Annotated in this window: 15 protein-coding genes; 12 read left to right on the plus strand and 3 right to left on the minus strand. The window is 61.5% G+C overall.

All coding sequences use genetic code 11. The annotated features are described in order from the left end of the window. Positions 1 to 40 precede the first annotated feature (40 nt). The 10 genes from PNI01S_RS10720 to cyoE all read left to right on the plus strand — a co-directional run bounded on the left by PNI01S_RS10720 (position 41) and on the right by cyoE (position 19,136). Positions 41 to 6,952 (plus strand): Ig-like domain-containing protein, encoded by a 6,912-nt coding sequence (locus PNI01S_RS10720; RefSeq protein ID WP_084358188.1) that lies wholly within the window; start codon positions 41 to 43, stop codon positions 6,950 to 6,952. 99 nt (positions 6,953 to 7,051) lie between these two features. Then, complete coding sequence (locus tag PNI01S_RS10725) at positions 7,052 to 7,951, plus strand: OmpA family protein (RefSeq protein WP_024765650.1); 900 nt, start codon at positions 7,052 to 7,054, stop codon at positions 7,949 to 7,951. A 263-nt stretch (positions 7,952 to 8,214) separates the two neighbouring features. Then, positions 8,215 to 10,404, plus strand: coding sequence for a type I secretion system permease/ATPase (locus PNI01S_RS10730; RefSeq protein WP_081754039.1), 2,190 nt, complete (start codon positions 8,215 to 8,217; stop codon positions 10,402 to 10,404). Between the two features lie 10 nt (positions 10,405 to 10,414). Further along, positions 10,415 to 11,728 (plus strand): HlyD family type I secretion periplasmic adaptor subunit, encoded by a 1,314-nt coding sequence (locus PNI01S_RS10735; RefSeq protein WP_084358190.1) that lies wholly within the window; start codon positions 10,415 to 10,417, stop codon positions 11,726 to 11,728. 4 nt (positions 11,729 to 11,732) lie between these two features. Continuing rightward, the gene (locus PNI01S_RS10740) at positions 11,733 to 13,334 is read left to right on the plus strand and encodes a TolC family protein (protein ID WP_084358192.1); all 1,602 of its coding nucleotides are present in this window, start codon (positions 11,733 to 11,735) and stop codon (positions 13,332 to 13,334) included. Between the two features lie 923 nt (positions 13,335 to 14,257). Then, on the plus strand, positions 14,258 to 15,250 hold the full coding sequence (cyoA, locus tag PNI01S_RS10745) for a ubiquinol oxidase subunit II (protein WP_084358194.1): 993 nt from the start codon (positions 14,258 to 14,260) through the stop codon (positions 15,248 to 15,250). Between the two features lie 6 nt (positions 15,251 to 15,256). Then, entirely contained in the window at positions 15,257 to 17,239 is a 1,983-nt protein-coding gene (cyoB, locus tag PNI01S_RS10750) for a cytochrome o ubiquinol oxidase subunit I (RefSeq protein ID WP_024765645.1), read from the plus strand. A 3-nt stretch (positions 17,240 to 17,242) separates the two neighbouring features. After that, the gene (gene cyoC, locus PNI01S_RS10755) at positions 17,243 to 17,872 is read left to right on the plus strand and encodes a cytochrome o ubiquinol oxidase subunit III (RefSeq protein WP_024765644.1); all 630 of its coding nucleotides are present in this window, start codon (positions 17,243 to 17,245) and stop codon (positions 17,870 to 17,872) included. Further along, complete coding sequence (cyoD, locus tag PNI01S_RS10760; RefSeq protein ID WP_024765643.1) at positions 17,872 to 18,237, plus strand: cytochrome o ubiquinol oxidase subunit IV; 366 nt, start codon at positions 17,872 to 17,874, stop codon at positions 18,235 to 18,237. Before cyoC ends, cyoD begins: the two co-directional genes overlap by 1 nt. Before the next feature lie 11 nt (positions 18,238 to 18,248). After that, complete coding sequence (gene cyoE / locus PNI01S_RS10765; RefSeq protein WP_024765642.1) at positions 18,249 to 19,136, plus strand: heme o synthase; 888 nt, start codon at positions 18,249 to 18,251, stop codon at positions 19,134 to 19,136. A gap of 221 nt (positions 19,137 to 19,357) precedes the next feature. On the opposite strand, the gene PNI01S_RS10770 is transcribed toward cyoE, so the two are convergent. The 3 genes from PNI01S_RS10770 to PNI01S_RS10780 all read right to left on the minus strand — a co-directional run bounded on the left by PNI01S_RS10770 (position 19,358) and on the right by PNI01S_RS10780 (position 21,604). After that, on the minus strand, positions 19,358 to 20,656 hold the full coding sequence (locus PNI01S_RS10770; RefSeq protein ID WP_084358196.1) for an NAD(P)/FAD-dependent oxidoreductase: 1,299 nt from the start codon (positions 20,654 to 20,656) through the stop codon (positions 19,358 to 19,360). Between the two features lie 53 nt (positions 20,657 to 20,709). After that, positions 20,710 to 20,880 carry a DUF3094 domain-containing protein gene (locus tag PNI01S_RS10775; protein WP_037011479.1) on the minus strand — a complete coding sequence of 57 codons (171 nt, stop codon included), beginning with the start codon at positions 20,878 to 20,880 and terminating at the stop codon, positions 20,710 to 20,712. 94 nt (positions 20,881 to 20,974) lie between these two features. Further along, positions 20,975 to 21,604 carry a DUF1780 domain-containing protein gene (locus PNI01S_RS10780; RefSeq protein WP_084358198.1) on the minus strand — a complete coding sequence of 210 codons (630 nt, stop codon included), beginning with the start codon at positions 21,602 to 21,604 and terminating at the stop codon, positions 20,975 to 20,977. A gap of 121 nt (positions 21,605 to 21,725) precedes the next feature. Here PNI01S_RS10780 and PNI01S_RS10785 point away from each other — a divergent pair, with 121 nt between their 5' ends. Together PNI01S_RS10785 and PNI01S_RS10790 are read left to right on the plus strand one after the other, a co-directional pair. Further along, a complete protein-coding gene (locus tag PNI01S_RS10785; protein ID WP_037011476.1) occupies positions 21,726 to 22,160 on the plus strand; it encodes a hypothetical protein in 435 nt (144 codons plus the stop codon). Beyond that, positions 22,157 to 22,846, plus strand: a complete 690-nt coding sequence (locus tag PNI01S_RS10790; protein ID WP_084358199.1) for an energy-coupling factor ABC transporter permease — start codon at positions 22,157 to 22,159, stop codon at positions 22,844 to 22,846. The genes PNI01S_RS10785 and PNI01S_RS10790 overlap by 4 nt, the downstream gene beginning before the upstream one ends. The last annotated feature ends 67 nt before the right edge of the window (positions 22,847 to 22,913 follow it).

The raw sequence follows: 22,913 nt of genomic DNA on the forward strand, positions 1-22,913 counted from the left end.
CCCCACCTCATGGTTCGTGTCCCCAAAAGGTGGGTTCTTTATGTCAGTTGAAAAGGTTGGCTTGATCGCCGTTGCCGAGAATGCAGTCCAGCGGGTTGCGTTCAAGGAAGGTGGAAAGATCAAGGCGAAAGTCGGCACTAAATATTTGTTCAAGCTGGATGACAGCGACGTTGCTCCGGAGAACGTCACCGTCAAGCGCGATGGCAAGGACCTCCAGGTATTCTTCGAGGGCAGCGATAAGCCTGACCTCACTATCGAGGACTTCTTCGCCGACGGCATGGACTCACAGCTCTATGGCGTTTCCGAAAATGGCCAGATGTACGCCTATGTCCGCACCGACGGTGAAGGCTTCTACGGTCAGCTGATGCTGGCCGACGGCGAGGAGGCACCTGTTGCCCTGGGGGGCGATCCGCTCGGTGCGGTGCCAGTGGTCGATGGCGAGATCGATGAGAGTGGCGGTTTCCTGCTGTGGCCGTTGCTGGCGGGTGCTGGTGTACTGGGTGCGGGTGGCGCGGCATACGCCGCCAACAAGGACGACCACAAGCATCATCCCACGCCCCCGGTCACTCCCCAGACCAGCCCTGGCGTAACCGACACCAAGGTCACTGACAATGTCGGTCCCATCACGGGTGATCTGGTCAACGGCCAGGCCACTGACGATAACCGCCCGAGCATCTCAGGCGGTGGCGTGCCCGGCGCCGTTATTCATGTTCTCGACAATGGTGTCGAAATTGGCACGGTTACGGTAGGCGCGGATGGCAAGTGGGTATTCGTTCCCTCCAGCGACCTGAGCGACGGTAACCATAGCATCGACCTCGTCCAGGACGCCCCGGGCAACAGCCCCAGCGAGCCGGTTCATGTGATCGACTTCTCCGTCGATACCGTTCCTCCGCCTGCCCCCGCTGCGCGCATCGATGGTGGCCACTTCGATGGCAATGACTACTACAGCCCGGACAACGCTCCCACCATCTATGGCAACGGGGAGCCAGGCGACACCATTATCGTCGTCTATCCGACTGGCGAGACTGTCACCACTCAAGTCCAGGAAGATGGTTCCTGGGTAGCTCCGCCGCCGAGCCAGCCGCTGCCGGATGGCAATGCTGATATCAAGGTCATCGAGCAGGATCCTGCCGGTAACCAGAGCCAGATCATTATTCCTGTGGTGATCGATACCACTCCTCCGGATGCCCCGCAGGTATGGCTGGATCCCGATTCCGATACCGGCGTCAAAGGTGATGGCATCACCAGCGATACCATGCCGACTATCGACGGTAAGACTGAGCCACACGCCGAGATTACGGTGACTCTGCCGACCGGCGAGACACTCACTGCTACGGCAGATGATCAGGGCAACTGGTCGGTGACGCCGACCCAGCCGTTGCCGGAAGGCAGCAACGTCATCACCATCATTGCCACCGATGTGGCAGGCAACCCGAGCCAACCCACTGTCATCACCGTCGACATCGACACTTCGATCCCTCCGAAGCCGACGTTCGGTCCGGATGGTGCCCTGTCCGAGGTTTACGACAATGTCGAGCCCAAGATCGGTGACCTGAACAGTGGTGACAGCACCAACGATCCCCGTCCGACGTTCTCCGGGAATGGCGAGGCTGGCGAGATCGTCACCCTTTACGACAACGGCGAGAAGATTGCGCAAGTGGTTGTGGGCCCGGATGGCAAATGGAGCTACGAGGCTCCCGCTGACCTGGCGCTTGCCGAAGGCGCGCATAACATCACGCTGACCGTGACCGATGTTGCGGGCAACACCAGCCCGATGTCGGATCCATTCGTGGTCAATGTCGACACTACCTCTCCGAACGCCCCGCAGGTTTGGCTGGATCCGGATTCCGATACGGGGATCAAGGGTGACGGCATTACCAATGACAATCTGCCGACCATCGATGGCAAGACCGAGCCGGGAGCTGAAGTCTCGATCACCTTCCCGACTGGTGAGACCATCACCGTCGTGGCCGACGATAACGGTGACTGGAAGGCAACTCCGACTCAACCTCTGCCGGAGGGCGACAACAAGATCACCGTCATTGCCAGCGACGATGCTGGCAACACCAGCGACCCTACCGTCATTTCCGTGGGTATCGATACTACGCCGCCGGACTCTTCCAAGCTGTCCATCTCCGGCGTGATGGATAACGAAGGACCGGTCACTGGCAATATTGTCAACGGCGGTATCACCGACGACGCGCGTCCGGTGATCAGCGGTACCGGTACGGCTGGCGACACCATCACGGTCTACTCCAAGGACTTCACCGGAAACCATCCGGTTGGTACAACCATCGTCAAAGCGGATGGCACTTGGTCGTTGCAGCCGGACTTCAAACTGGTCTCTGGTCTGAATGACCTGACCGCCGTGGAGAGTGACCCTGCAGGCAATGCCACAGATCCCAGCGCGAAATACAGTTTCACCCTGGATACAGGCAAACCGCAGGCCCCGGCGATCGAGAGCGTCTTCGACGACGTCGGACCGTACACCGGCTTCCTGCAGAAAGGCGATGTGACCGACGACACCCAGCCGACCTTCAAGGGTACTTCGGAAGGTGGCGCCGTCATCAAGCTGTACGACGGCAGCACCCTGATCGGCAGCGCCAAGGCCGATGCTTCGGGTAGCTGGACCATCACCACCAACATCCTGGCCGATGGCCTGCACAACGTCACCGCCACCGCGACCAATGCCGTAGGGCAGGTCAGTGACCCGACCGGCATCTGGAACTTCAGCACCGACACCAGCAAGCCGGCCAACGTGACCGACCTGGTGGTACTGGACGATGTGGGCAATCAGACCGGTCCGCTGCACAGTGGCGACATCACCGACGACAACCGTCCGACCTTCAGTGGCGGCGCGGAAGCCGGCGGCAAGGTCATCATCTACGACAACGGCGACAAGATCGGCGAAGCCCCTGTGGGCACCGATGGCAAGTGGAGCTTCACGCCGAGCAGCGATCTGCCTGAAGGCAACCATGCCTTCACCACGGAAGTGGTGGATGCAGCAGGCAACGGCAGTGGCCAGAGTGCCCCGCTGAACGTGGTGGTAGACACCAGCACGGTCGACGTGAGCATCGTGCGCGTGATCGATGCGGTCGGCAGCATTACTGGCAACATCGCTCCCAACGACGGCGTGACCGACGATACCCGTCCGGAAATCGACGGCAAGGGCAAGGCTGGCGCGACCATTACGGTCTACGATGGCAGCGTTGCGCTGGGCACCACCACGGTGAAACCCGATGGTACCTGGAGCTTCAAGCCGACTACCGACCTGGCCGAAGGTCCGCACAGCCTCAAGGCCGAGTCGAAGGACCTGGCGGGTAACGTCAGCGACTCGTCGACCTTCAACTTCAGCGTCGACACCACGGCGCCGGCCAAGCCGAGCATCGGCGAAGTCATCGACGACGTCGGAGCCATCACCGGTCCGATTGCCAATGGCGGTGTGACCGACGACTCGACGCCGACCCTGACGGGCCAGGCGGAAGCGGGCTCGAAGGTCACCGTCTACGACAACGGCGTGATTCTGGGCACCGTGACCGCAGGCTCGGATGGCAAGTGGAGCTACACGCCGACCACCGGTATCAGCGAGGGTGAGCACAAGTTCACCACCGATGCGACCGACAAGGCCGGCAACACCAGTCCGAAGTCCGACGTCTTCACCATTACCACCGACTACACCCCGCCGGATGCCAGCAAGCTGGCCATCACTGGCGTGCTGGACAGCGTGGGCGATGTCACCGGTAACATCAGCAATGGCGGCGTTACCGACGATTCGCGTCCGGTGATCAGCGGTACAGGCACGGCCGGCGACACCATTACGGTGTACGCCAAGGACAGCACCGATAACCATCGGATCGGTACTGCAATTGTGGACTCGACTGGGCATTGGACGTTGCAGCCCGCGACTGCCCTGGCCTCGGGTCTGAACGACCTGACCGCGGTAGAGTCCGACCCAGCCGGCAATGCCACCGCCCCGAGTGCGAAGTACAGCATCATGCTGGATTCGTCAGCTCCTTCGCATCTCGCGACCATTACTGGGATCAGTGATGACACGGGTGTCTCCGACCATGACTTCATCACCCAGGACCGCACATTGCTGATTAACGGCACAGTCGACGGCGTGCTGCAGTCTGGTGAGAAGGTGCAGTTCTCCGCCGATGGAGGAGCTACCTGGAAGGACGCCACGCTCAGCGATGATCGCCTGCGCTGGTCCTATGACAACACAGCGATATCCTTGATAGATGGCAAGTACATCTTTGAATCGCGTGTTGTCAGCGAGGCGGGTATTGCTGGAGCGGCAACTTCCCAGTCGGTCATCATCGATAACTCCCAGCCGACCAACAAGGTGACTTTCTCCCTGGATCCTGCCAGCGACAACGGCGTGTCCAACACCGATAACATCACCTCGATCATGACGCCAACGATCAACGGTACGGTGCAGGCGGGTAGTCACAAGTTCGAAGACCTTACCGTCACGCTGTTCTGGGACAAGAACGGAAACAACCAGATCGATCCCGGCGAGGACATCTACGGGCAAGGCATCAAGGTCAACAGCGATGGTACCTGGTCCACCGACCTGTGGTCGTTGCACGAAGGCGACTACCTGCTGAAGGCCGTGGTAACGACGGCGTCCGGCGTCACCGCTTCGCCTGGCTATGTTGGCTCGCTGGATGGCAAGAATGACATCCTGACCATCACCAAGGATGCGCCGCAGCACTATTACGGTGCCAAACAGGCGGGCTTTGAATTCGGCTGGGACGTCGTCAACATCGGTGACTTCAACGGCGACGGCTACGATGACCTGCTGGTTTCCGCACGTAACTCCGATACCTTGGGTCGGGTCAACAACGGCGGTGCATGGATCCTGTTCGGCAGCGAGAACGGCTTGCCGGTGCTGGACCAGAACACCATCACCAATCTGAGACCGGACCAGGGCATCTTCTTTGCCGGTGCCTACAACGGCGACATTATGGGTACGGGCATCAATGCGCTGGGTGACTTCAATGGAGATGGCTACAAGGACGTCATCATCTCCTCTCACTGGCCGGACAAGATCTATGTGATCTTCGGCGGACCGAACGGCAGTTGGGGCAATGGTACGGTGGACCTCGCGACCATCGATGCTGGCGACAACACGCATGGTTTCGTGATCCGTAACGCGGGCGTCAACCCTAACAACCCCTCCGCGCCGGGCTATGACAGCTGGAACGGTGTTGGTGTGGGCGGTGGCGGCGACTTCAATGGCGATGGCTACTCGGACCTGTTGTTCGGCAACCGCGAGGCGGGCCCGAATAACAGTGGTGCTGGTTACGTTCTGTACGGCGGCGCCGGCGTCAACAAGAACATCGCCATGGATTGGAGCAACCCGGCCACTGGTACCGGCTCCAACCAGACCTGGGCGCACTTCCCGGCTGGCGTGAACGGCACGATGATCATCAACTCGTTCACTGGTACGGTCACCAACTCGTCGCAGGTGAATGGAGTCGATCTGGGTGACTCGATCAACAATGTCGGCGATGTCAACGGCGACGGTATCGACGATTTCGTGATCGCCGACCCCCGTGCCAACAACATCATGTCGCAGGGCTACGGCGCTTCTGCGGGTACCGCCTACCTGGTCTATGGCAAGGAAGGTGGTTTGGGGGCTTCCCTCGACCTGAAGAACCTGACTCTGGATCAAGGCATCCGCATCAATGCGCAGCACTACGAATGGCTTGGCTCGACACGCCAGGACTACTCGACCAACACCATCACCGCGTTGGGCGATATCAACGGCGATGGCATTGGTGACTTTGCGATCAGTGCACCTTACTCGGAGCCGGGCGACCCGGGCCGTGTGTGGGTCATCTATGGCAAGGCGGGTGGCTACACCAGCGATATCAACCTGGATGCATTGAATACCGTCGGTGTGCCGTCGCAGTTCAACACCAACCCGACCTTCGACTCCAGTGTCGGCTCGCTCATCCTCAACGAGAAGGCGACCTACAACTCGGCCACTGGCAAGTGGACGCAGAGCACCGTAGACGAATGGTTCGGCGTCAGTATCCGCGCCGGTGGCGATATCAACGGCGACGGCATTGATGACTTCATCATTGGTGCGCGTTATGCCGATCGCCCTGGTATGGGTAATGGCGATAACGCCGGTGCGGTCTATGTGGTCTATGGCACCGAGCATGGTCTGCCAGCCATCTGGTCGATCAAGGACGTTGTCAACGATCCGAGCAAGGGCTTCGTGCTGTATGGCGAAGGTGCCGGCTATGAACTGGGCAACGGCGTGGCCATGGGCGACTGGAACGGCGACGGCATGGCGGATATCGCCACCGGTGCCTACAACGCCGACTTCACTGCCAACGACTCGGGAGCGATGTATGTCTACTACTCCTCCTCCGACTCGTTCACCAAGAAGTACACCAATGGTGATGATTACCTGGTCGCGGATGGCAAGGACGACCATGGCAACCCGGTCAATGACTACCTCCTGGGCGGAGCTGGCAATGACACCATCGTCAACATTGGCACCATGGACTATGCCAACGGCGGCGAGGGCAATGACTTCATCCATATCGTCAGCACCGATTTCCTCGGTGTTAACGGCGGCTCGGGCACCGACACCCTGGTGTTCGATGGCCAAGGTCTGGACATCAACCTGTCGGTCATGAAGACCAAAGTGATCAGCTTCGAAAAGTTCGACCTGGGACACGGTGGCAATAGCCTGACGGTCAAGCTGGACGACGTGCTGCGGATGGGTGAAGCCGATCTGATGTTCAAGGACGGCAAGAAGCAACTGGTGGTCAATGGCGACACCAGCGGCACTGTCGACTTGGTTAAGACCGGTGTCACCTGGACCGAATCGAGTGCCACCGGCAGCGATGGCCACGCCTACAAGGTGTACAGCTCGGGCACTGGCGAGCTGTGGGTCGAGGACCACGTTCAGGTGCACATGATCGCCTAAGCCCAGGCTGGAGCGTGGAGTTGTCCACGCTCCAGCCCCATCTCCCGTTCAATTGCAAACCTCGCCGTGCAAGCGGCGAGGGCTTGGAGAGTATTTCAAATGGTATTTTCTCTTTTCACCCCCCTGCACAAAGGCGCCAGCCTCAGTGCCCTGGTGGTGGCTCTGGGTTTCGCTTCGGCTGCCCTGGCACAAAACGATTCCATCTACGGCAATACCTACAGCCCGGTTCCCAATGCGGTGCCGGAGCAGGCTCAAGTCGTGCTCTATCGCGCCATCGGCGAAGGCCGTGAGGCCAATCACGTTTATGTCGATGGTGAACTGCAAAGCGCGCTGATGCCGGGTGGCTTCACCGTGTTCTGTCTCGCACCCGGCCGTCACTCGCTAGAGACCTACGAAGGCGATGCGCCGTTGTATGCAGGCAAACGCAATCCCAATACCTACGCCGAGTTCACTGGAGGCAAGAGCTACTTCCTCAAGGCCTCGGCCAGTGCCACCAGCAAGGTCCCCTCAGCACTCGTTCGTTCGACAGCTGAGCAAGAACTGCAAGGCCTGCGTCAGCAGACCCACATACTCAATCGTGCTAGCGCCGCCGTGCCCTGCCAGACTGCGACCAAGCTGAGTCTGCGCAGCGATGTGTTATTCAACTTCGGTAAGAGTTCCTACAACGATCTCACTGCGCAGGGCCATGCGGAGCTGAACAAGATCGCCCAGCAGATCAGCAGCCAGACTCAGTCTATCGAGAGCATCGAGGTAGTGGGCCATGCCGACCCGATCGGCAATGCCCGGGCCAACCAGCGTCTTTCGTTGGCGCGTGCCGAAACCGTTCGCCGCGCATTGCTTGAACTGGGTATCCAGAGCGATCTGGTGCAGGCCAGCGGGCGTGGTAGCAGCGAGCCGGTTGTGCAGTGTGATAGCGGCTCGCGTAAGCAGCGCATTGCCTGCAACGCTCCCAATCGTCGAGTCGAATTGGTGATTCGCGGTGCGCGTGGCGACACCTAAGAGGTAATCCCGTCTCCGCCGGGACCGGGCTTTGCCTGGTCCCGGCGGTTCTGTTCTGCCCTTCTTTCCTCCCTCGCGGCGCTTGCCGACCCGTCCCGTCTCCGCTCGTTCCTACAGCCGTTTCTGCCCAGATAGCAATTTCGATATCCCGGTCTGTCGGTAGACAGAAAGATACGTCAGATCAATCAGGCTTTTCCTATGCCGCGCGAAACGGGCCGTTTCTACCATGCGCATGCCTTTTCTTCCTCATCGTAGGTGCATTGATGAATCCCTCTGCGTTATCCCCTTCCGCCACCGTGGATCTGGGCGCTTCTTCCGAGAACGACAGTCTGCTGGCGGGGGTGCAATGGTTCTGCGCCCATTACGACAAGCCGGCGACCCTCGAGTCCCTGTACGCCGGTCTGCCACGCGGCCAGCGCCTGAAGCCGAGCCTGGTGGTGCGCATGCTGGAGCAAGCTGGCATCGGTGCCGGCTGGGTCAAGCGCCGTCCGGCTGAGCTGTCGTCCTACCTGTTTCCGCTCATGCTGCTGTTCAAGAATGGTGAGGCACGCATCCTGGTGGCTCGTCGCGGCGAACAGTTCGAGCTGGTAGTGCCTGAGGCGGGCGGCGGCACCATGACTCTGAGCGCTGAGGAACTGCAGGAAAACTACCTAGGCTATGCGCTGCTGGTACGGCCGAAGGCTGCCCCGGATGCGCGTACGGAGATCCCTCAGGGGGAGGGCCAGACACACTGGCTGTTCTCCACCTTGTGGAGCTATCGCCGCTATTACTACAGCGCGGCACTGGCGACCTTTCTGATCAACATCCTGGCGCTGTGCAGCACATTTTTCATCATGAACGTGTACGACCGCGTCGTACCCAACCAGGCCTTCGTCACACTCTGGTCGCTGGCAATCGGCGTGATGGTGGCGATCGGTTTCGAGTTCACTTCGCGGCAGACCCGTGCCTACCTGCTCGATTCCGCCGGCAAGAAGGCCGACCTGATCCTCGGTGCCAAGCTGTTCCGTCAGCTGATGGAGGTGCGCCTGGAGCACAAGCCTGCGTCGGCCGGCTCCTTCGCCAACCAGTTTCGCGAATTCGAGTCGGTGCGGGACTTCATAACCTCCGCTTCACTGGCGACGTTGGCGGACCTGCCGTTCTGCCTACTGTTCATCTTTGTATTGTTCCTGATCAGTGGCCCGCTGGCATTAGTGCCCCTGGGGGCGATGATCGTGCTGCTGGCCGTCTGCACCTACATCCAACTGCCGCTGTCGCGCCTGATGAAGGAAAACCTGCGTGAGGCTTCTCAGAAACACGGGTTGCTGATCGAGGCCATTGAAGGCGTTGAGACGCTGAAAGCAACCCATGCCGAGGGCAGCATGCAGCGACGCTGGGAAGATTTCAGCGCGCAGCTGGCAGCCTCGTCGATCAAGACCAAGGCGCTGTCGAACCTGGCCAGTAACTCCATATCGCTGATCAGCCAGATGACCACCGTGGTGCTGGTGCTGTGGGGCGTTTACCGGATTGCCGACGGAGACCTGACCCAGGGAGCACTGATCGGGACCGTCATGCTGACCAGCCGTGCCATTGGGCCGCTGGCCAGCGCAGTAGGCCTGGCGGTGCGTTACCAGCAGGCGAAAACCGCCTTGAAGTCGCTGAACCAGTTGATGGAAATCCCGACGGTTCGTGAGAACAGCCGCCGTTATCTGCAGGCACCGAAGGACGCGACCCTGTCGCTGCGTCGTGTGAAGTTCCATTACCCGGCGCCGCCAATGCAGCCCGCGCCGACTGTGCTGAACAACATCAGCCTGAATATCAAGCACGGCGAGCGTGTTGCCATCGTCGGCAGCATCGGCAGTGGCAAGTCCACCCTGCTGCGAGTGCTGGCCCGGCTGTACCAGCCAGTGGAAGGCCAGGTGTTGATGAATGGCATCGACGCCGAGCAGATCGATCCGGCGGACTGGAGCGCGGCGGTGGGCTTTGTCGGGCAGGACGCGCGGCTGTTCTACGGCTCGTTGCGGGAAAACCTGCTGATTGGCAACCCGTCGGCGACCAGTGAGGAATTGATTCACGTCGTGCAGTTGACCGGCCTGGCTTCCGTGGCCAGCAGCCATCCGCTGGGGTTCGATCGTCCGGTGGGGGAAATGGGGCAGGCGTTGTCCGGTGGCCAGCGGCAACTGGTTGCTCTGGCGCGTTCGCTGTTGCTGCATCCGCAGGTGCTGCTGCTGGATGAACCCACCAGCGGCATGGATATGCAGACCGAGCGCATGTTCCTGCAACGCCTGGAACAGGCTACGCAAGGCCGCACGCTGGTGGTGGTGACCCACCGGTTCTCGCTGCTGGAGCAGATCGATCGGCTGATCGTCCTGGATGCTGGCCAGATCGTTGCCGACGGTCCCAAGGACGAAGTGCTGCGCGCTCTGCAATCCAACCAAACCCCGACCGAGCCGAGCAAGGCTGCGGTCCACTCCTGACGAGCCCAACATGACTGACTCCCCAATCAAGGTCCCGGTAGCGCCAACGGGCGCGTCGCCGAACGTGCCGGCCGCCAAGAGTGAAACGAAAGCGGTTGCATCCTATGCCAAGGAAGTAGCGCGCCTGCGTGAAAACGACATGGCCTATGTAGAAGACCTACAGGCGGCACTGATCTCCCAGAAAACCACGGCGAGCACGATTCTCCTGCTGCTGATCGGGGTGATTTTCTGCGGAGCGTTGGTCTGGGCCTACTTTGCCCGCGTCGAGGAGATCACCCGCGGCGAGGGCAAGGTGATCCCCTCCAGTCGTGAGCAGGTCATCCAGAGCCTGGAGGGCGGCATCCTCGAGCAGATGAATGTTCGCGAAGGCGATGTGGTGCAAGCCGGCCAGGTGCTCCTGAAAATCGACCCGACCCGGGCCGGCGCGAGTTTCCGCGAGACTGAGTCCAAGGTGCTGGCACTGAAGGGCCAGTTGGCTCGCCTGCGTGCCGAGGCCTATGGGCAGAAGCTGAGTTTCCCGGCGGACGTGCAGGCGGTTCCGTCGATCGTCGACTCCGAGACCGAAGCCTATAACGCCCGCCGGCAGATGCTCGACGAAGGCCTTTCCGGATTGCAGAAGAGCCTGGCACTGGCGGAAGGCGAGTTGAAGGTGTCGGAGCAGTTGGCCAAGAAAGGTCTGATCTCGGATGTCGAGATCCTGCGCATGCGCCGTGCAGCCAACGAACTGCGTATCCAGATGAGCGAGCGGCGCAACAAGTACCGCTCGGACGCCAACGCCGATCTGACCCGCACGGAAAGCGAACTCGCCCAGTCCGTCGAGAACCTCGCCGGACGCGAGGATGTGATGAAGCGCACCACGATCACTTCGCCGATGAAGGGCATCGTGAAAAACGTGCGGGTGAACACCATCGGCGGCGTGATCCGGCAGGGCGACGACATCATGGAGATCGTCCCGCTGGAGGACCAGTTGCTGGTGGAAGCGAAGATCCTGCCTGCCGACGTTGCCTTCCTGCGCCCCGGCCTGCCCGCAACCGTGAAGATCTCGGCTTATGACTACGCCATCTATGGCGGCCTCAAGGGCAAGGTCGAACTCATCAGTCCCGACACCATCAAGGATGACGAAAAGGCTCGCCAGGGGCGCCCGGATACCTATTACCGAGTGCTGATCCGAACCGACCAGGCCGAACTGGTCAAGGGCGAGAAGCATTTCCCGATCATTCCGGGCATGACCGCGATCGCGGACATTCGCACCGGCGAAAAAACCATCCTGGATTACCTACTTAAGCCCGCGCTCAAAGCACGCGAGGCGTTCCGCGAGAGATGATGAAATGAAACCGCGTAAACCCCTGAAACTCGGACGCAAGCGCGCCTGGCTCAATGGCTCGGCACTTGCCGTCGCTCTGGCTTCCCTTTCGACCGTTTCAGCTCCTGCTGCAGTGGCGGCCGATGATGATGGCGAGTTGCTGAGTTTCCAGACCAAGCCTGCCGCGAGTGTCGCTACGACTGCCAAGCCTGCTGCCACGTCGTCGGTGGCGGCCGGTCCTGTCGAGACGGTCGTCCCCGCGCGCGCCGCTCCTGCGCCGGCCGCTGCCGACAAGAAGGTCCTGGCCTCCAGTGCGTTGGACCTGTCCTTGCCGGCTGCCCTTGCCAGCAATTCGAGGTCGGCGGTTGGTGCCGATGGTGCTCCGGCGCAGGGTGCCGACCTGCAACTGTCGACCCTCGAGTACCTGCGTAACATGGTCGGCATCGCCCTGAGCATCAGTCCGGAGATGAAGCAGGCGTCTGCCTCGCTGGATGCTGCGCACAGCGATGTGGACCAGGCGAAGGGCGCACGCTGGCCGCAGGTGCAGGTAGGGCTGAATTCGCCGACCATCCGCTCCAAGAAGCAGGATGGTGAGGGTGATGGTTCGGGGACGTCCATTCAGGTGGTGACGCCGGTCTATGACTTCGGTGCCATCAGCAACACCATCGACAGCCGCAGCAAGACGGCGAACGCTCAGGAGCAAGCCGTGGAGCAGACGAGGGTCACGGTCGCCTATAACACGGTTGCCTCTCTGCTGGAGCTCAGCCATCAGCAGGAAGCGCTGGTCGCGACCGATCGCTATGTGTCGCGCATGCGTGAACTGGTGGACATGCTGTCGCAGATTTCCCAGGTCGACCCGGGGCGGCGCAGTGAAGTCGTGCAGGCGCGCGCTCGTCTGCTCCAGGCCGAGACTTCTCGCGCCAACGTGCAGGCCAAGCTGCAGCAAGTGAAGACCAGCCTGGCCAAGTTGGTCGGTGAGGACGTGGTGGTGCCTGCCAGTGTGAAATGGGAGTGGACGCGGATGAACCTGGAGCGAGCCCTCAGCGAGATGCAGGAAAGCCCGGCGATTCAGCAGGCCCGTTGGGAAATGGACGCCGCCCGCGCGAACGCGGAGTCCGTCAAGTCCTCGCAGCTTCCGGCACTCAACTGGGTAATCGGACGCAACACCGGCAATGACGTGTTGAGTAACAACGAGCCGTGGTCCACCGGACTCGCCGTACAGTGGAACGCTTTCCAAGGCGGCTCGGGGAGAGCCGCTCAGCGTGCCGCTTACCAGCGCGCCGATGCTGCCGAACAGAAGATGGAGACTGCTCGTCGGGAAGCGGAGTATCAAATTCGCAATCTGGCAGAGCAGCGTGATCTCGCCGTGTCCCGGATTGGCGAGTTCGACTCCTTGCTGGCGGAGTCCGACAGCGTGCGCAAGATGTTCTATGACCAGTGGTACCACCTGGGCAAGCGCACCTTGCTGGATGTGCTGATTGCGGAGAACGACTATTACTCGGGTCAGGTACAGTCGATCGACAACTTCTATGCCAGCAAGTCGGCCGACCTGCAGATTCGCTCGGAAGCCAGTGGACTGCTTGCATGGCTTGCCATGGGCGAGGATCGCACGGCTGTGCAACGGTGATTGCGGGGGGCTTGCCGGCCCTCGCCAACCATGGTCTGTCCGTGAAGAGATGCGCCTCTTTGGTAACGAAGAGGCGCTTTCGTTTCCGAGGGGCGGCGCCGTATGACAAACAGAATGGCAAAGCGGATTGCGGTCCAGGTGAGACTTATCCGGAAACAACCTGCATTGATTGAGCGCAGCAAATTGCTCCAGTGCGGCGATATGTCGCAACGCGAAATGCCCCATTCGCTCCCTCGAAAATATCCCTGAGTGCAACATTGATCGAGGCCCTGCCCGAACGTGTGCCGGCCCCTCTCGCGGTACTTCACTTTGTCCTGCAGCCCCTTTGTTACGGCATCTGCAGCCCTTTAGACGCAGATGGATAACTGCTCTGGGCGCGGGGCTGGATGGCTGATTTCGACCGTTTGGTCGTGCTGGGAACGCTTCGGACTGTTTCCTGGTTTGAGAAAATATCTTGTTAAAAATGGGGGGCTGGGGCCTTGAAAGGCGTTTCTGAAATGCTTTGTAATACCCGCCGTCCATTTCCTACCCCCAAATCGCTGAGTCGCACTGACGCAGATCATTGCCAGTGTTCACCCTTCGGTGCAGCGGCATAACAACAGGGGGCTGCCATCGGTGGGCTCCTGTCATCTGTCGAGTCGGGCAATCCGCTCGTGCAATCGGTGTGCGACGCGCGTGCTTTTACGAGCCGCCAGTCCAGACACCACACGCTGAATACTCACGGAACGAATCAGCTGACGAAATCGGTTTCGCATCGCGAAGACCGGGCGACTTCCCTTTGCCTGGAATCCTTGCGGCCGCATTCGTGAATCCATGACAGCCCTGGCAGGCGACCTGGAAAGGTCGCGGGTAACGAGTCGTCGAGCGATGCGTGGCGAAGGCTCGTGGGCGGTGAAGCGATTTTCATCCACTAAGGCCGCAAGATGAAAAAAGAGCAGTACACAGGATTTTTGAAGAGACTGGCGTGGCTGCCGATGCTGATGCTCGGTGGTTGCAACATGGCGCTGTTCGACCCGAAAGGGCAGGTTGGCGCCGACGAGAAGTCCCTGATCATCACGGCAACCCTGCTGATGCTGATCGTGGTGGTGCCGGTCATTCTGATGACCCTCGGGTTCGCCTGGAAATACCGGGCTTCGAACACCAAGGCCACCTACATGCCGGACTGGTCGCACTCGACCAAGATCGAGCTGGTGGTATGGCTGGTTCCCTGCCTGATCATCGCCGTGCTCGGCTGGATCACCTGGGAGAGCACCCACAAGCTGGACCCGTACCGTCCGCTGGACTCCGAGGTCAAGCCGGTGACCATCCAGGCCATCTCGCTGGACTGGAAGTGGCTGTTCATCTACCCGGAACAGGGTATCGCCACCGTCAACGAAATCGCCTTCCCGAAAGACACCCCGGTGAACTTCCAGATCACCTCGGATTCGGTGATGAACTCGTTCTTCATCCCGCAGCTGGGTAGCCAGATCTACTCCATGGCCGGGATGCTGACCAAGCTGCACCTGATCGCCAACGAAGAAGGCGTGTTCGACGGCATCTCCGCGAACTACAGCGGCGGCGGTTTCTCGGGCATGAAATTCAAGGCCATCTCCACCTCCGAGCAGGGCTTCCAGGATTGGGTTGCGAAGGTCAAGGCCTCGCAGCAGACCCTGAACCTGGAGCAGTACCCGGAGCTGGTGAAGCCGACCGAGAACGTCCCGGCCACCTACTTCGCCACCGTCAGCCCCGAGCTGTTCTCCCACGTGCTGAACAAGTGGGAACACGCTGGCCATGTGATGGCCAAGGCCCATGAGGCCAAAGAGCAGGCCGAGAAGGGCGAGCACGGCGAAGCGCATGAAGAGGCCGCCATGGCAGGCCACGACATGAGCAACATGCAAGGCATGCAGGGCATGCAAATGAATCCGAGCCAGGAGTAACCGCAGATGTTCGGGAAACTGACACTGTCGGCCGTGCCGTATCACGAGCCGATCATCGTCATCACGCTGGCTGTCGTCGCCCTGTTGGGCCTCGGCGTGTTCGGCGCGATCACTTACTACCGCAAGTGGACCTACCTGTGGACCGAATGGCTGACCTCCATCGACCACAAGAAAATCGGCGTGATGTACATCATCGTCGCCCTGATCATGCTCCTGCGCGGCTTCGCCGACGCCATCATGATGCGCGGCCAGCTCGCGCTGGCTGAAGGCGCCAACCACGGCTACCTGCCGCCGGAACACTACGACCAGATCTTCACCGCTCACGGCGTGATCATGATCATCTTCATGGCCATGCCCTTCATGACCGGTCTGATGAACCTGGCCGTGCCGCTGCAGATCGGCGCACGCGACGTGGCGTTCCCCTTCCTGAACTCCCTGAGCTTCTGGCTGCTGGTCGTCAGCGCCATGCTGGTGAACGTCTCCCTGGGTCTGGGCGAATTCGCCCGCACCGGCTGGGTCGCCTACCCGCCGCTGTCCGAGCTGGCCTACAGCCCGGGCGTGGGTGTGGACTACTACATCTGGGCGCTGCAGATATCGGGTATGGGTACCTTGCTGACCGGCATCAACTTCCTGGTGACCGTGTTCAAGATGCGCACCCCCGGCATGAAGCTGATGCAGATGCCGATCTTCACCTGGACCTGCACCTTCGCCAACATCCTGATCGTTGCGTCGTTCCCGATCCTGACCGCGGCCCTGGGCCTGCTGTCGCTGGACCGTTACTTCGACATGCACTTCTTCACCAACGAGCTGGGCGGCAACGCCATGATGTACATCAACCTCTTCTGGGCCTGGGGCCATCCTGAGGTGTACATCCTGATCCTGCCGGCTTTCGGTATCTTCTCCGAAGTCACCGCGACCTTCGCTGGCAAGCGCATGTTCGGCTACACCTCGATGGTCTGGGCGAGCGCCGCGATCACCTTCCTCGGCTTCACCGTTTGGCTGCACCACTTCTTCACCATGGGTTCGGGCGGCGACGTCAACGGCTTCTTCGGCGTTGCGACCATGCTCATTTCCATCCCGACCGGGGTGAAGCTGTTCAACTGGCTGTTCACCATCTACCGTGGCCGCCTGCGCTTCGACACCCCGATCCTGTGGACCCTGGGCTTCATCGTCACCTTCACCATCGGTGGCATGACCGGCGTTCTGCTGGCCATCCCGGGCGCTGACTATCTGCTGCACAACAGCCTGTTCCTGATTGCGCACTTCCATAACACCATCATCGGTGGTGCAGTGTTCGGCTACCTGGCCGGCTTCGTCTTCTGGTTCCCGAAAGCCTTCGGCTTCAAGCTGGACGAGAAGTGGGGCAAGCGTTCCTTCTGGTGCTGGCTGGTCGGCTTCTACATGGCCTTCATGCCGCTGTATATCCTCGGCTTCATGGGCATGACCCGTCGCCTGAACCACTACGACAACCCGATGTGGAAGCCGTATCTGGTCGTGGCCTTCTTCGGCGCCGTGCTGATCTTCTTCGGCATCGCCTGCCAGCTGATCCAGCTGCTGGTGTCGATCAAGAACCGCAAGGCTCTGGCCGACCTGACCGGCGACCCGTGGGGCGGCCGTACCCTGGAGTGGTCCACTTCCTCGCCGCCGCCGTACTACAACTTCGCCGAACTGCCGAAGGTCAACGACATCGACGCGTTCCACGACATGAAGCAGACCGGTACCGCGTACCGCAAGCTGCCGGCCTACGCACCGATCCACATGCCGAAGAACACCGCCGCTGGCTTCTCCATCGCCGTGTTCGCCTTCCTCTTCGGCTTCGCCGCCATCTGGCACATCTGGTGGCTGGTGGGTGTTGGCTTCGTCGGCATGATCGCTTCGGTCATCGTGCGCAGCTACATCACCGACGTGGACTACTACGTCCAGCCGGATGAGATCGAGCGCATCGAGAACGCCAACTTCCAGCAACTCGCCTCCGCACAGCAGGTATAAACCATGTCGACGGCAGTACTTGATCAACACCTGGTCGATACGCACGAAGCGGCGCACGACCATGACCATGCTCACGACAGCGGCGGTATGACGGTATTCGGCTTCTGGCTGTACCTGATGACCGACTGCATCCTGTTCGCGAGCGTCTTCGCCACCTACGCCGTGCTGGTCAACCACACGGCCGGCGGCCCGAGCGGCAAGGACATCTTCGAACTGCCCTACGTGGCCGTCGAAACCGCGATCCTGCTGATCTCCTCCTGCACCTACGGCCTGGCCATGCTGGCCGCGCACAAGGGTGCCAAGGGCAAGGCCATCGCCTGGCTGGGCGTGACCTTCCTCTGCGGCGCCGCGTTCATCGGCATGGAACTCAACGAGTTCCATCACCTGATCGTCGAAGGCTTCGGCCCGAGCCGCAGCGCCTTCCTGTCGTCCTTCTTCACCCTGGTTGGCATGCACGGCCTGCACGTAAGTGCCGGCCTGCTGTGGATGCTGGTGCTGATGGCGCAGATTGGCACTCGTGGCCTGACCGCGCAGAACAACACCCGCATGATGTGCCTGAGCCTGTTCTGGCACTTCCTGGACATCGTCTGGATCTGTGTCTTCACCGTCGTCTACCTGATGGGGGCTCTGTAATGTCCGCTGCTGCACATCATCACGACTCCCACGGCGCCCACGGCCACGACTCCCACGGTGCCGGCCACGGCAGCCTGGGCTCGTACGCCATCGGCTTCGTGCTCTCGGTGATCCTCACCGCTATCCCGTTCTACATGGTCATCGACGGTGGCTTCTCGCGTCACGCCACCCTGCTGACCATGGTGATCCTGGGCCTGGTCCAGGTCGTCGTGCACCTGATCTGCTTCCTGCACATGAACTTCTCCTCGGAAGGCCGCTGGAACGTCATGGCATTCATCTTCACCGCCATCATCATCCTGCTGGTGGTCGGTCTGTCGCTGTGGATCATCTACACCGCAGACACCCTGATGATGCCGATGCCCTGAGGGCCGATGCCGTGAAACTCAAGCGTTATCTCCTGGTCGCCAAGCCGGGCATCATCTTTGGCAACCTGATCGCGGTGGCGGGGGGATATTTCCTCGCCGCTCGCGGCAGCGTTGACCCGATGCTGCTGCTGGCCACCGTGATCGGCCTGTCCCTGGTCGTTGCCAGCGGTTGTGTGTTCAACAACTGCATCGACCGCGACATCGATCGCTTCATGGAGCGTACCCGCAGCCGTGTCACCGTGACCGGGCAGATCTCGCTGAAGGCCGCCCTGGCCCATGGCGTGGTCCTCGGCGCGGCGGGCTTCGGCCTGCTGGCGTGGAAGACCAACGTGCAGGCAACCCTGCTCGCTGCGTTCGGCTTCTTCGTCTACGTCGTGCTCTACAGCCTCTGGCTCAAGCGCGCCTCGGTCTACGGCACACTGGTCGGCAGTCTCTCCGGAGCCATGCCGCCAGTGGTGGGCTACTGCGCTGCCAGCGGTCACTTCGACATGGGCGCGGCGGTGCTGCTGCTGATCTTCTGCCTCTGGCAGATGCCGCACAGTTACGCCATCGCGATCTTCCGCCTCAACGACTATCGCGCCGCCGGGATTCCCGTGCTGCCGGTGGAGCGGGGCATCGAAGCGACCAAGAAGCAGATCCTCTATTATGTGCTGGCCTTTGGTCTGGCGACCCTGCTGCTGACCGTCACCGGCTTCGCCGGCTACGGTTACCTGGTAGTGGCACTGGCCGTCAGTGCCTGGTGGCTGTTCATCGCGGTGAAAGGCTTCAGTGCCGAAGACGATCGCCGCTGGGCCCGCCAGTTGTTCGCCTTCTCCATCATCGCGATCAGCGTGCTGAGCCTGATGATGTCCATCGACTTCCAGGCCATCCCGGCCCAGTCGATGCTGGCGGCGCTGTAAGGCCGTTCTGCTGCAACGAAAAAGCCGCCCCTCGGGGCGGTTTTTTTGTGCCAAGCATTCCTCGGCAATGAAGCTTTTTGTAGGAGTGAGCTTGCTCGCGAACCGTCCCAGCTTAGGAACTGCCGGGAGGAGCGTTCGAGCAGTCTCGCTCCTACAGGGGCTCTGCGTACAAAAAAGGGCGGATACCTCGCAGTATCCGCCCTTCGTCTTTCATTGCTGGATCAATGCAGCTTCAAGCGCGGCTCCGTGCTTCGCCCGATCCGGTCCGCGATCATCAGCAACGCCGTGCGGAACGGCCCGTACAACGCCATCTGGTGCATGCGGTACAACGACACATAGAACATCCGCGCCAGCCAGCCTTCCAGCTTCACGCTGCCCATCAGGTTGCCCATCAGGTTGCCGACAGCACTGAAGCGCGACAGCGAGATCAGCGAGCCGTAGTCGGTGTAGCGGTACTCCGGCAGCGGCTTGCCATCGAGCCTCGCGACCAGCGCCTTGGCCAGCAGCGAAGCCTGCTGGTGCGCGGCCTGGGCGCGCGGCGGCACGGTGCGTTCGCTGCCATCGCCCATCGGGCAGGCGGCGCAGTCACCGAAGGCGAAGATGTTGTCGTCGCGGGTGGTCTGCAGAGTGGAGCGCACCACCAGCTGGTTGATGCGATTGGTCTCCAGCCCGTCGATCTCCTTGAGCAGGCTCGGCGCACGAATGCCCGCCGCCCAGACTTTCAGACTCGCCGGAATGAACTCGCCTGCTGCCGTGCGCAGGCCGTCAGCCGTCACTTCCTGCACTGCCGAACCAGTTGCGACGCGCACGCCGAGTTTCTCCAGCGTCTGGTGCACCGGCTGGCTAATGCGCTCGGGCAGCGCCGGCAGCACACGTGGGCCGGCCTCGATCAGGGTGATGCGCATGTTCTGCGGCTGGATGCCGGTCAGCCCGTAGGCCGCCAGTTCCTGCGCGGCGTGGTGCAGCTCGGCGGACAATTCGACACCAGTGGCACCGGCGCCAACGATGGCGACGCTGATCTGATCGTCCTTGTCCTGCCCGGCGTGGGCGCGCAGGTAATGAGTGAGTAACTGCTTGTGGAAGCGCTCGGCCTGCTCGCGGGTATCCAGGAAGATGCAGTGATCCGCGGCCCCGGCGGTGCCGAAGTCGTTGGTGGTGCTGCCGATGGACAGGACCAGCGTGTCGTATTCCAGACTGCGCGCAGGCACCAGTTCTTCGCCCTGCTCATCGAGCGTGGCAGCGAGCTGAATGCGCTTGCTTGCGCGGTCCAGGCCATCGAGGCGGCCGAGCTGGAATTCGAAGTGGTTCCATTTCGCCTGGGCGACATAGTTCAGCTCATCCTCCGAGGAGTTGAGCGAGCCGGCGGCGACTTCGTGCAGCAGGGGTTTCCAGATGTGGGTGAGGTTGGCGTCGACGAGGGTGACTCGCGCGCGGCCTTTCTTACCCAGGGTGCGGCCGAGACGGGTCGCGAGCTCCAGCCCGCCGGCGCCGCCGCCGACGATCACGATACGATGGGACATGTTGCATTCTCATAGCTTAAGGAATCCTGTATCGGCCCGTGGCGGCACGGCGCTCACGCAAGGTAGGCCAGGAGGCGGCTCAGCAAACCCAGGGCGATGACTACCGCGAGCAAGCCTCCCATCATCAGCCAGGGTTTGAACGGCGCGCGTTCGACCTGGTGCACGGGGGAGCTGAGGTAGTGATCGACCTTCTGCTGGTCTTCGGGGCTCAGGCGACTGGGCATGGGCGGCCTCCGTTTATAATGTCGAGCATTCTAGTAGGGCTTGGGCGGCCTCTCAATGCGCCGCCGATCAATGCAGCATTGCATGAGCGCCTATTTACAGGCCGACGCCCATGTCGAAAAGGATGCTTCGGCCCAGGCTGCCGCGCAGGAAATCCGGCGCGTCACTGTGGGCGAACAGCACGCGGGCAAAAGTCGGCCCGACCACCGACAGCGAGCGCCAACCCTGGCGCAGGTACTCGGTGGGCGGCGGAAATGGCGTGTTGAAATCGGGCGTCTCGCGCTTGAGGCTGACGAAGGCGAGCAGGTCCAGCTCGCGCGGGTCGATGCCGCGCTCGGTGTAGTTGTGTGCTTTCTTGCGCAAAGTAGGCGCGAGGCGCGCCTGCAGCTCCGCGCAGGGAATCCGCCGTGGTCGCTGCTCTCGGCGAATCAGCTGGTTGAGGCTCTGGGCCATGCGCCGGCGCAGCAGTTCTTCCTTCCATTCCTCGTTGAGCCGGCGGCCCTGGTCGAGCACAAAGAACACCTCGAAGATCGCGTCGCGGAACAATACGTCCGGCGGCTGCTGGGGCGGCGCAACGAAGTCTTCCTGGCGATACGGTACCTTGAGCGCCTGCAGCAGTCGCTGGCAGGCCCAGCACTCCCGTTCCCACTTGCGGGCATTGGAGAGGAAATCGTTGGCTTGTTCCGCCTGGCGCGTCAGCAGGCGCAGATAGTCGGACTCGTTCATGCCTCAAGCATAGTTGCTGCGAAGCGCGGGCGGGTGGCGGGGGCGCGTGTAGACTGTTGCCAATCTTTGATGTTCGGGTCGAGGGTCAAGCGTGAAACGACTGCTGAGTGGGTTTGTGTTGATGATAGTGGCGAGCTTTGCGGTGGCGCAGGAGTCGCCAGCCATCGGTTGGACGCTGCTGGACCAGTTCGACAAACCCTACACGGCGAACGCCGATCTGAAGGTGCTGCTGGTCGCCCACGACATGGCTGGTTCGAAGCTGGTAAAAGCCGCCCTGGCGGATCGTCCGCAGGGTTACCTGGAGTCGCGCAGCGCCGCTTTCGTCGCTGACATCAGCCGCATGCCGGCACCGATCTCGAGCATGTTCGCCATCCCCGCGATGCGCGACTACTCCTATCGCGTGCTGCTCGACCGCGAGCCGCGCGTGGCCAGTCGCTTCCCCGCCACGGCGGATGCGGTGACCTGGTTGCAGCTGGAACAGGGCAAGGTTGTCGCCAGCCATAGCTTCGACTCGGCGGATGCCCTGCGCCAGGCGCTTGAGCGGGGCGCACCGTGATCGCCGCGCAGCTGCTGTCCGAAGAAACTCTCGAACTCGGCTGGGCGATCTACCTGCCCGTCGTCGCCTGGGCCATCTGGCGCGCGCCGTGGCTGGAACTGGTCAGCGATTTTCGCCGCCAGCACCTGGTGTTCGGCACGATGCTCGGGCTATTCCTGCTCTGGCTGGTACGGCGAGATTTTGCTTCCGGGGTGTCCTTCCACTTCATCGGCATGACCGCCGTGACTCTGCTGCTGGACTGGCCGCTGGCGATTATCGTCGGGCTCGTCGCACAGGTCGGCCTGTGCCTGATCGACCGCCAGGACTGGGCGGCCATCGGCGTCAACGGCATCCTGCTGATCCTGATTCCGGTGCTGATCACCGAGGTGGCGGCGATCCTCGTCGAGCGCCGACAGCCGCGCAACCTGTTCGTCTACATCTTCTGCTCGGGCTTTTTCCCCGCTGCGCTGGCCGCGCTGTGCAGCCTGATGCTCGGGCTCGGCCTGTTGTGGATGGACGGGCTGTTCCCGATGCCGCCGTGGATCGAAGACTTCATCGGTTACCTCTGGCTGATCATGTTCCCCGAGGCATTCATCAACGGCACCATCGTCACCGGGCTGGTGGTCTTCTACCCGGACTGGCTGGAGACCTTCAATCGCACGCGCTACTTGCAGGCGCCGTGGAAGGATGACGATGAACCACGTTGATGTTCGGCCATCTGCGAGGCCCATGCCCCCTGTGGCTTGATCCAGGTCAGTTCGGAAACCTCCTGCG

It is taken from the genome of Pseudomonas nitroreducens NBRC 12694 (assembly GCF_002091755.1).
GTDB lineage: Bacteria > Pseudomonadota > Gammaproteobacteria > Pseudomonadales > Pseudomonadaceae > Pseudomonas > Pseudomonas nitroreducens.

Excerpts from the sequence above, each read along its gene's own strand:
- PNI01S_RS10720 (WP_084358188.1), top strand. The coding sequence starts at position 41 with ATGTCAGTTGAAAAGGTTGGCTTGATCGCCGTTGCCGAGAATGCAGTC.
- PNI01S_RS10725 (WP_024765650.1), top strand. The coding sequence starts at position 7,052 with ATGGTATTTTCTCTTTTCACCCCCCTGCACAAAGGCGCCAGCCTCAGT.
- PNI01S_RS10730 (WP_081754039.1), top strand. The coding sequence starts at position 8,215 with ATGAATCCCTCTGCGTTATCCCCTTCCGCCACCGTGGATCTGGGCGCT.
- PNI01S_RS10735 (WP_084358190.1), top strand. The coding sequence starts at position 10,415 with ATGACTGACTCCCCAATCAAGGTCCCGGTAGCGCCAACGGGCGCGTCG.
- PNI01S_RS10740 (WP_084358192.1), top strand. The coding sequence starts at position 11,733 with ATGAAACCGCGTAAACCCCTGAAACTCGGACGCAAGCGCGCCTGGCTC.
- cyoA (WP_084358194.1), top strand. The coding sequence starts at position 14,258 with ATGAAAAAAGAGCAGTACACAGGATTTTTGAAGAGACTGGCGTGGCTG.
- cyoB (WP_024765645.1), top strand. The coding sequence starts at position 15,257 with ATGTTCGGGAAACTGACACTGTCGGCCGTGCCGTATCACGAGCCGATC.
- cyoC (WP_024765644.1), top strand. The coding sequence starts at position 17,243 with ATGTCGACGGCAGTACTTGATCAACACCTGGTCGATACGCACGAAGCG.
- cyoD (WP_024765643.1), top strand. The coding sequence starts at position 17,872 with ATGTCCGCTGCTGCACATCATCACGACTCCCACGGCGCCCACGGCCAC.
- PNI01S_RS10770 (WP_084358196.1), bottom strand. The coding sequence starts at position 20,656 with ATGTCCCATCGTATCGTGATCGTCGGCGGCGGCGCCGGCGGGCTGGAG.
- PNI01S_RS10775 (WP_037011479.1), bottom strand. The coding sequence starts at position 20,880 with ATGCCCAGTCGCCTGAGCCCCGAAGACCAGCAGAAGGTCGATCACTAC.
- PNI01S_RS10780 (WP_084358198.1), bottom strand. The coding sequence starts at position 21,604 with ATGAACGAGTCCGACTATCTGCGCCTGCTGACGCGCCAGGCGGAACAA.
- PNI01S_RS10785 (WP_037011476.1), top strand. The coding sequence starts at position 21,726 with ATGATAGTGGCGAGCTTTGCGGTGGCGCAGGAGTCGCCAGCCATCGGT.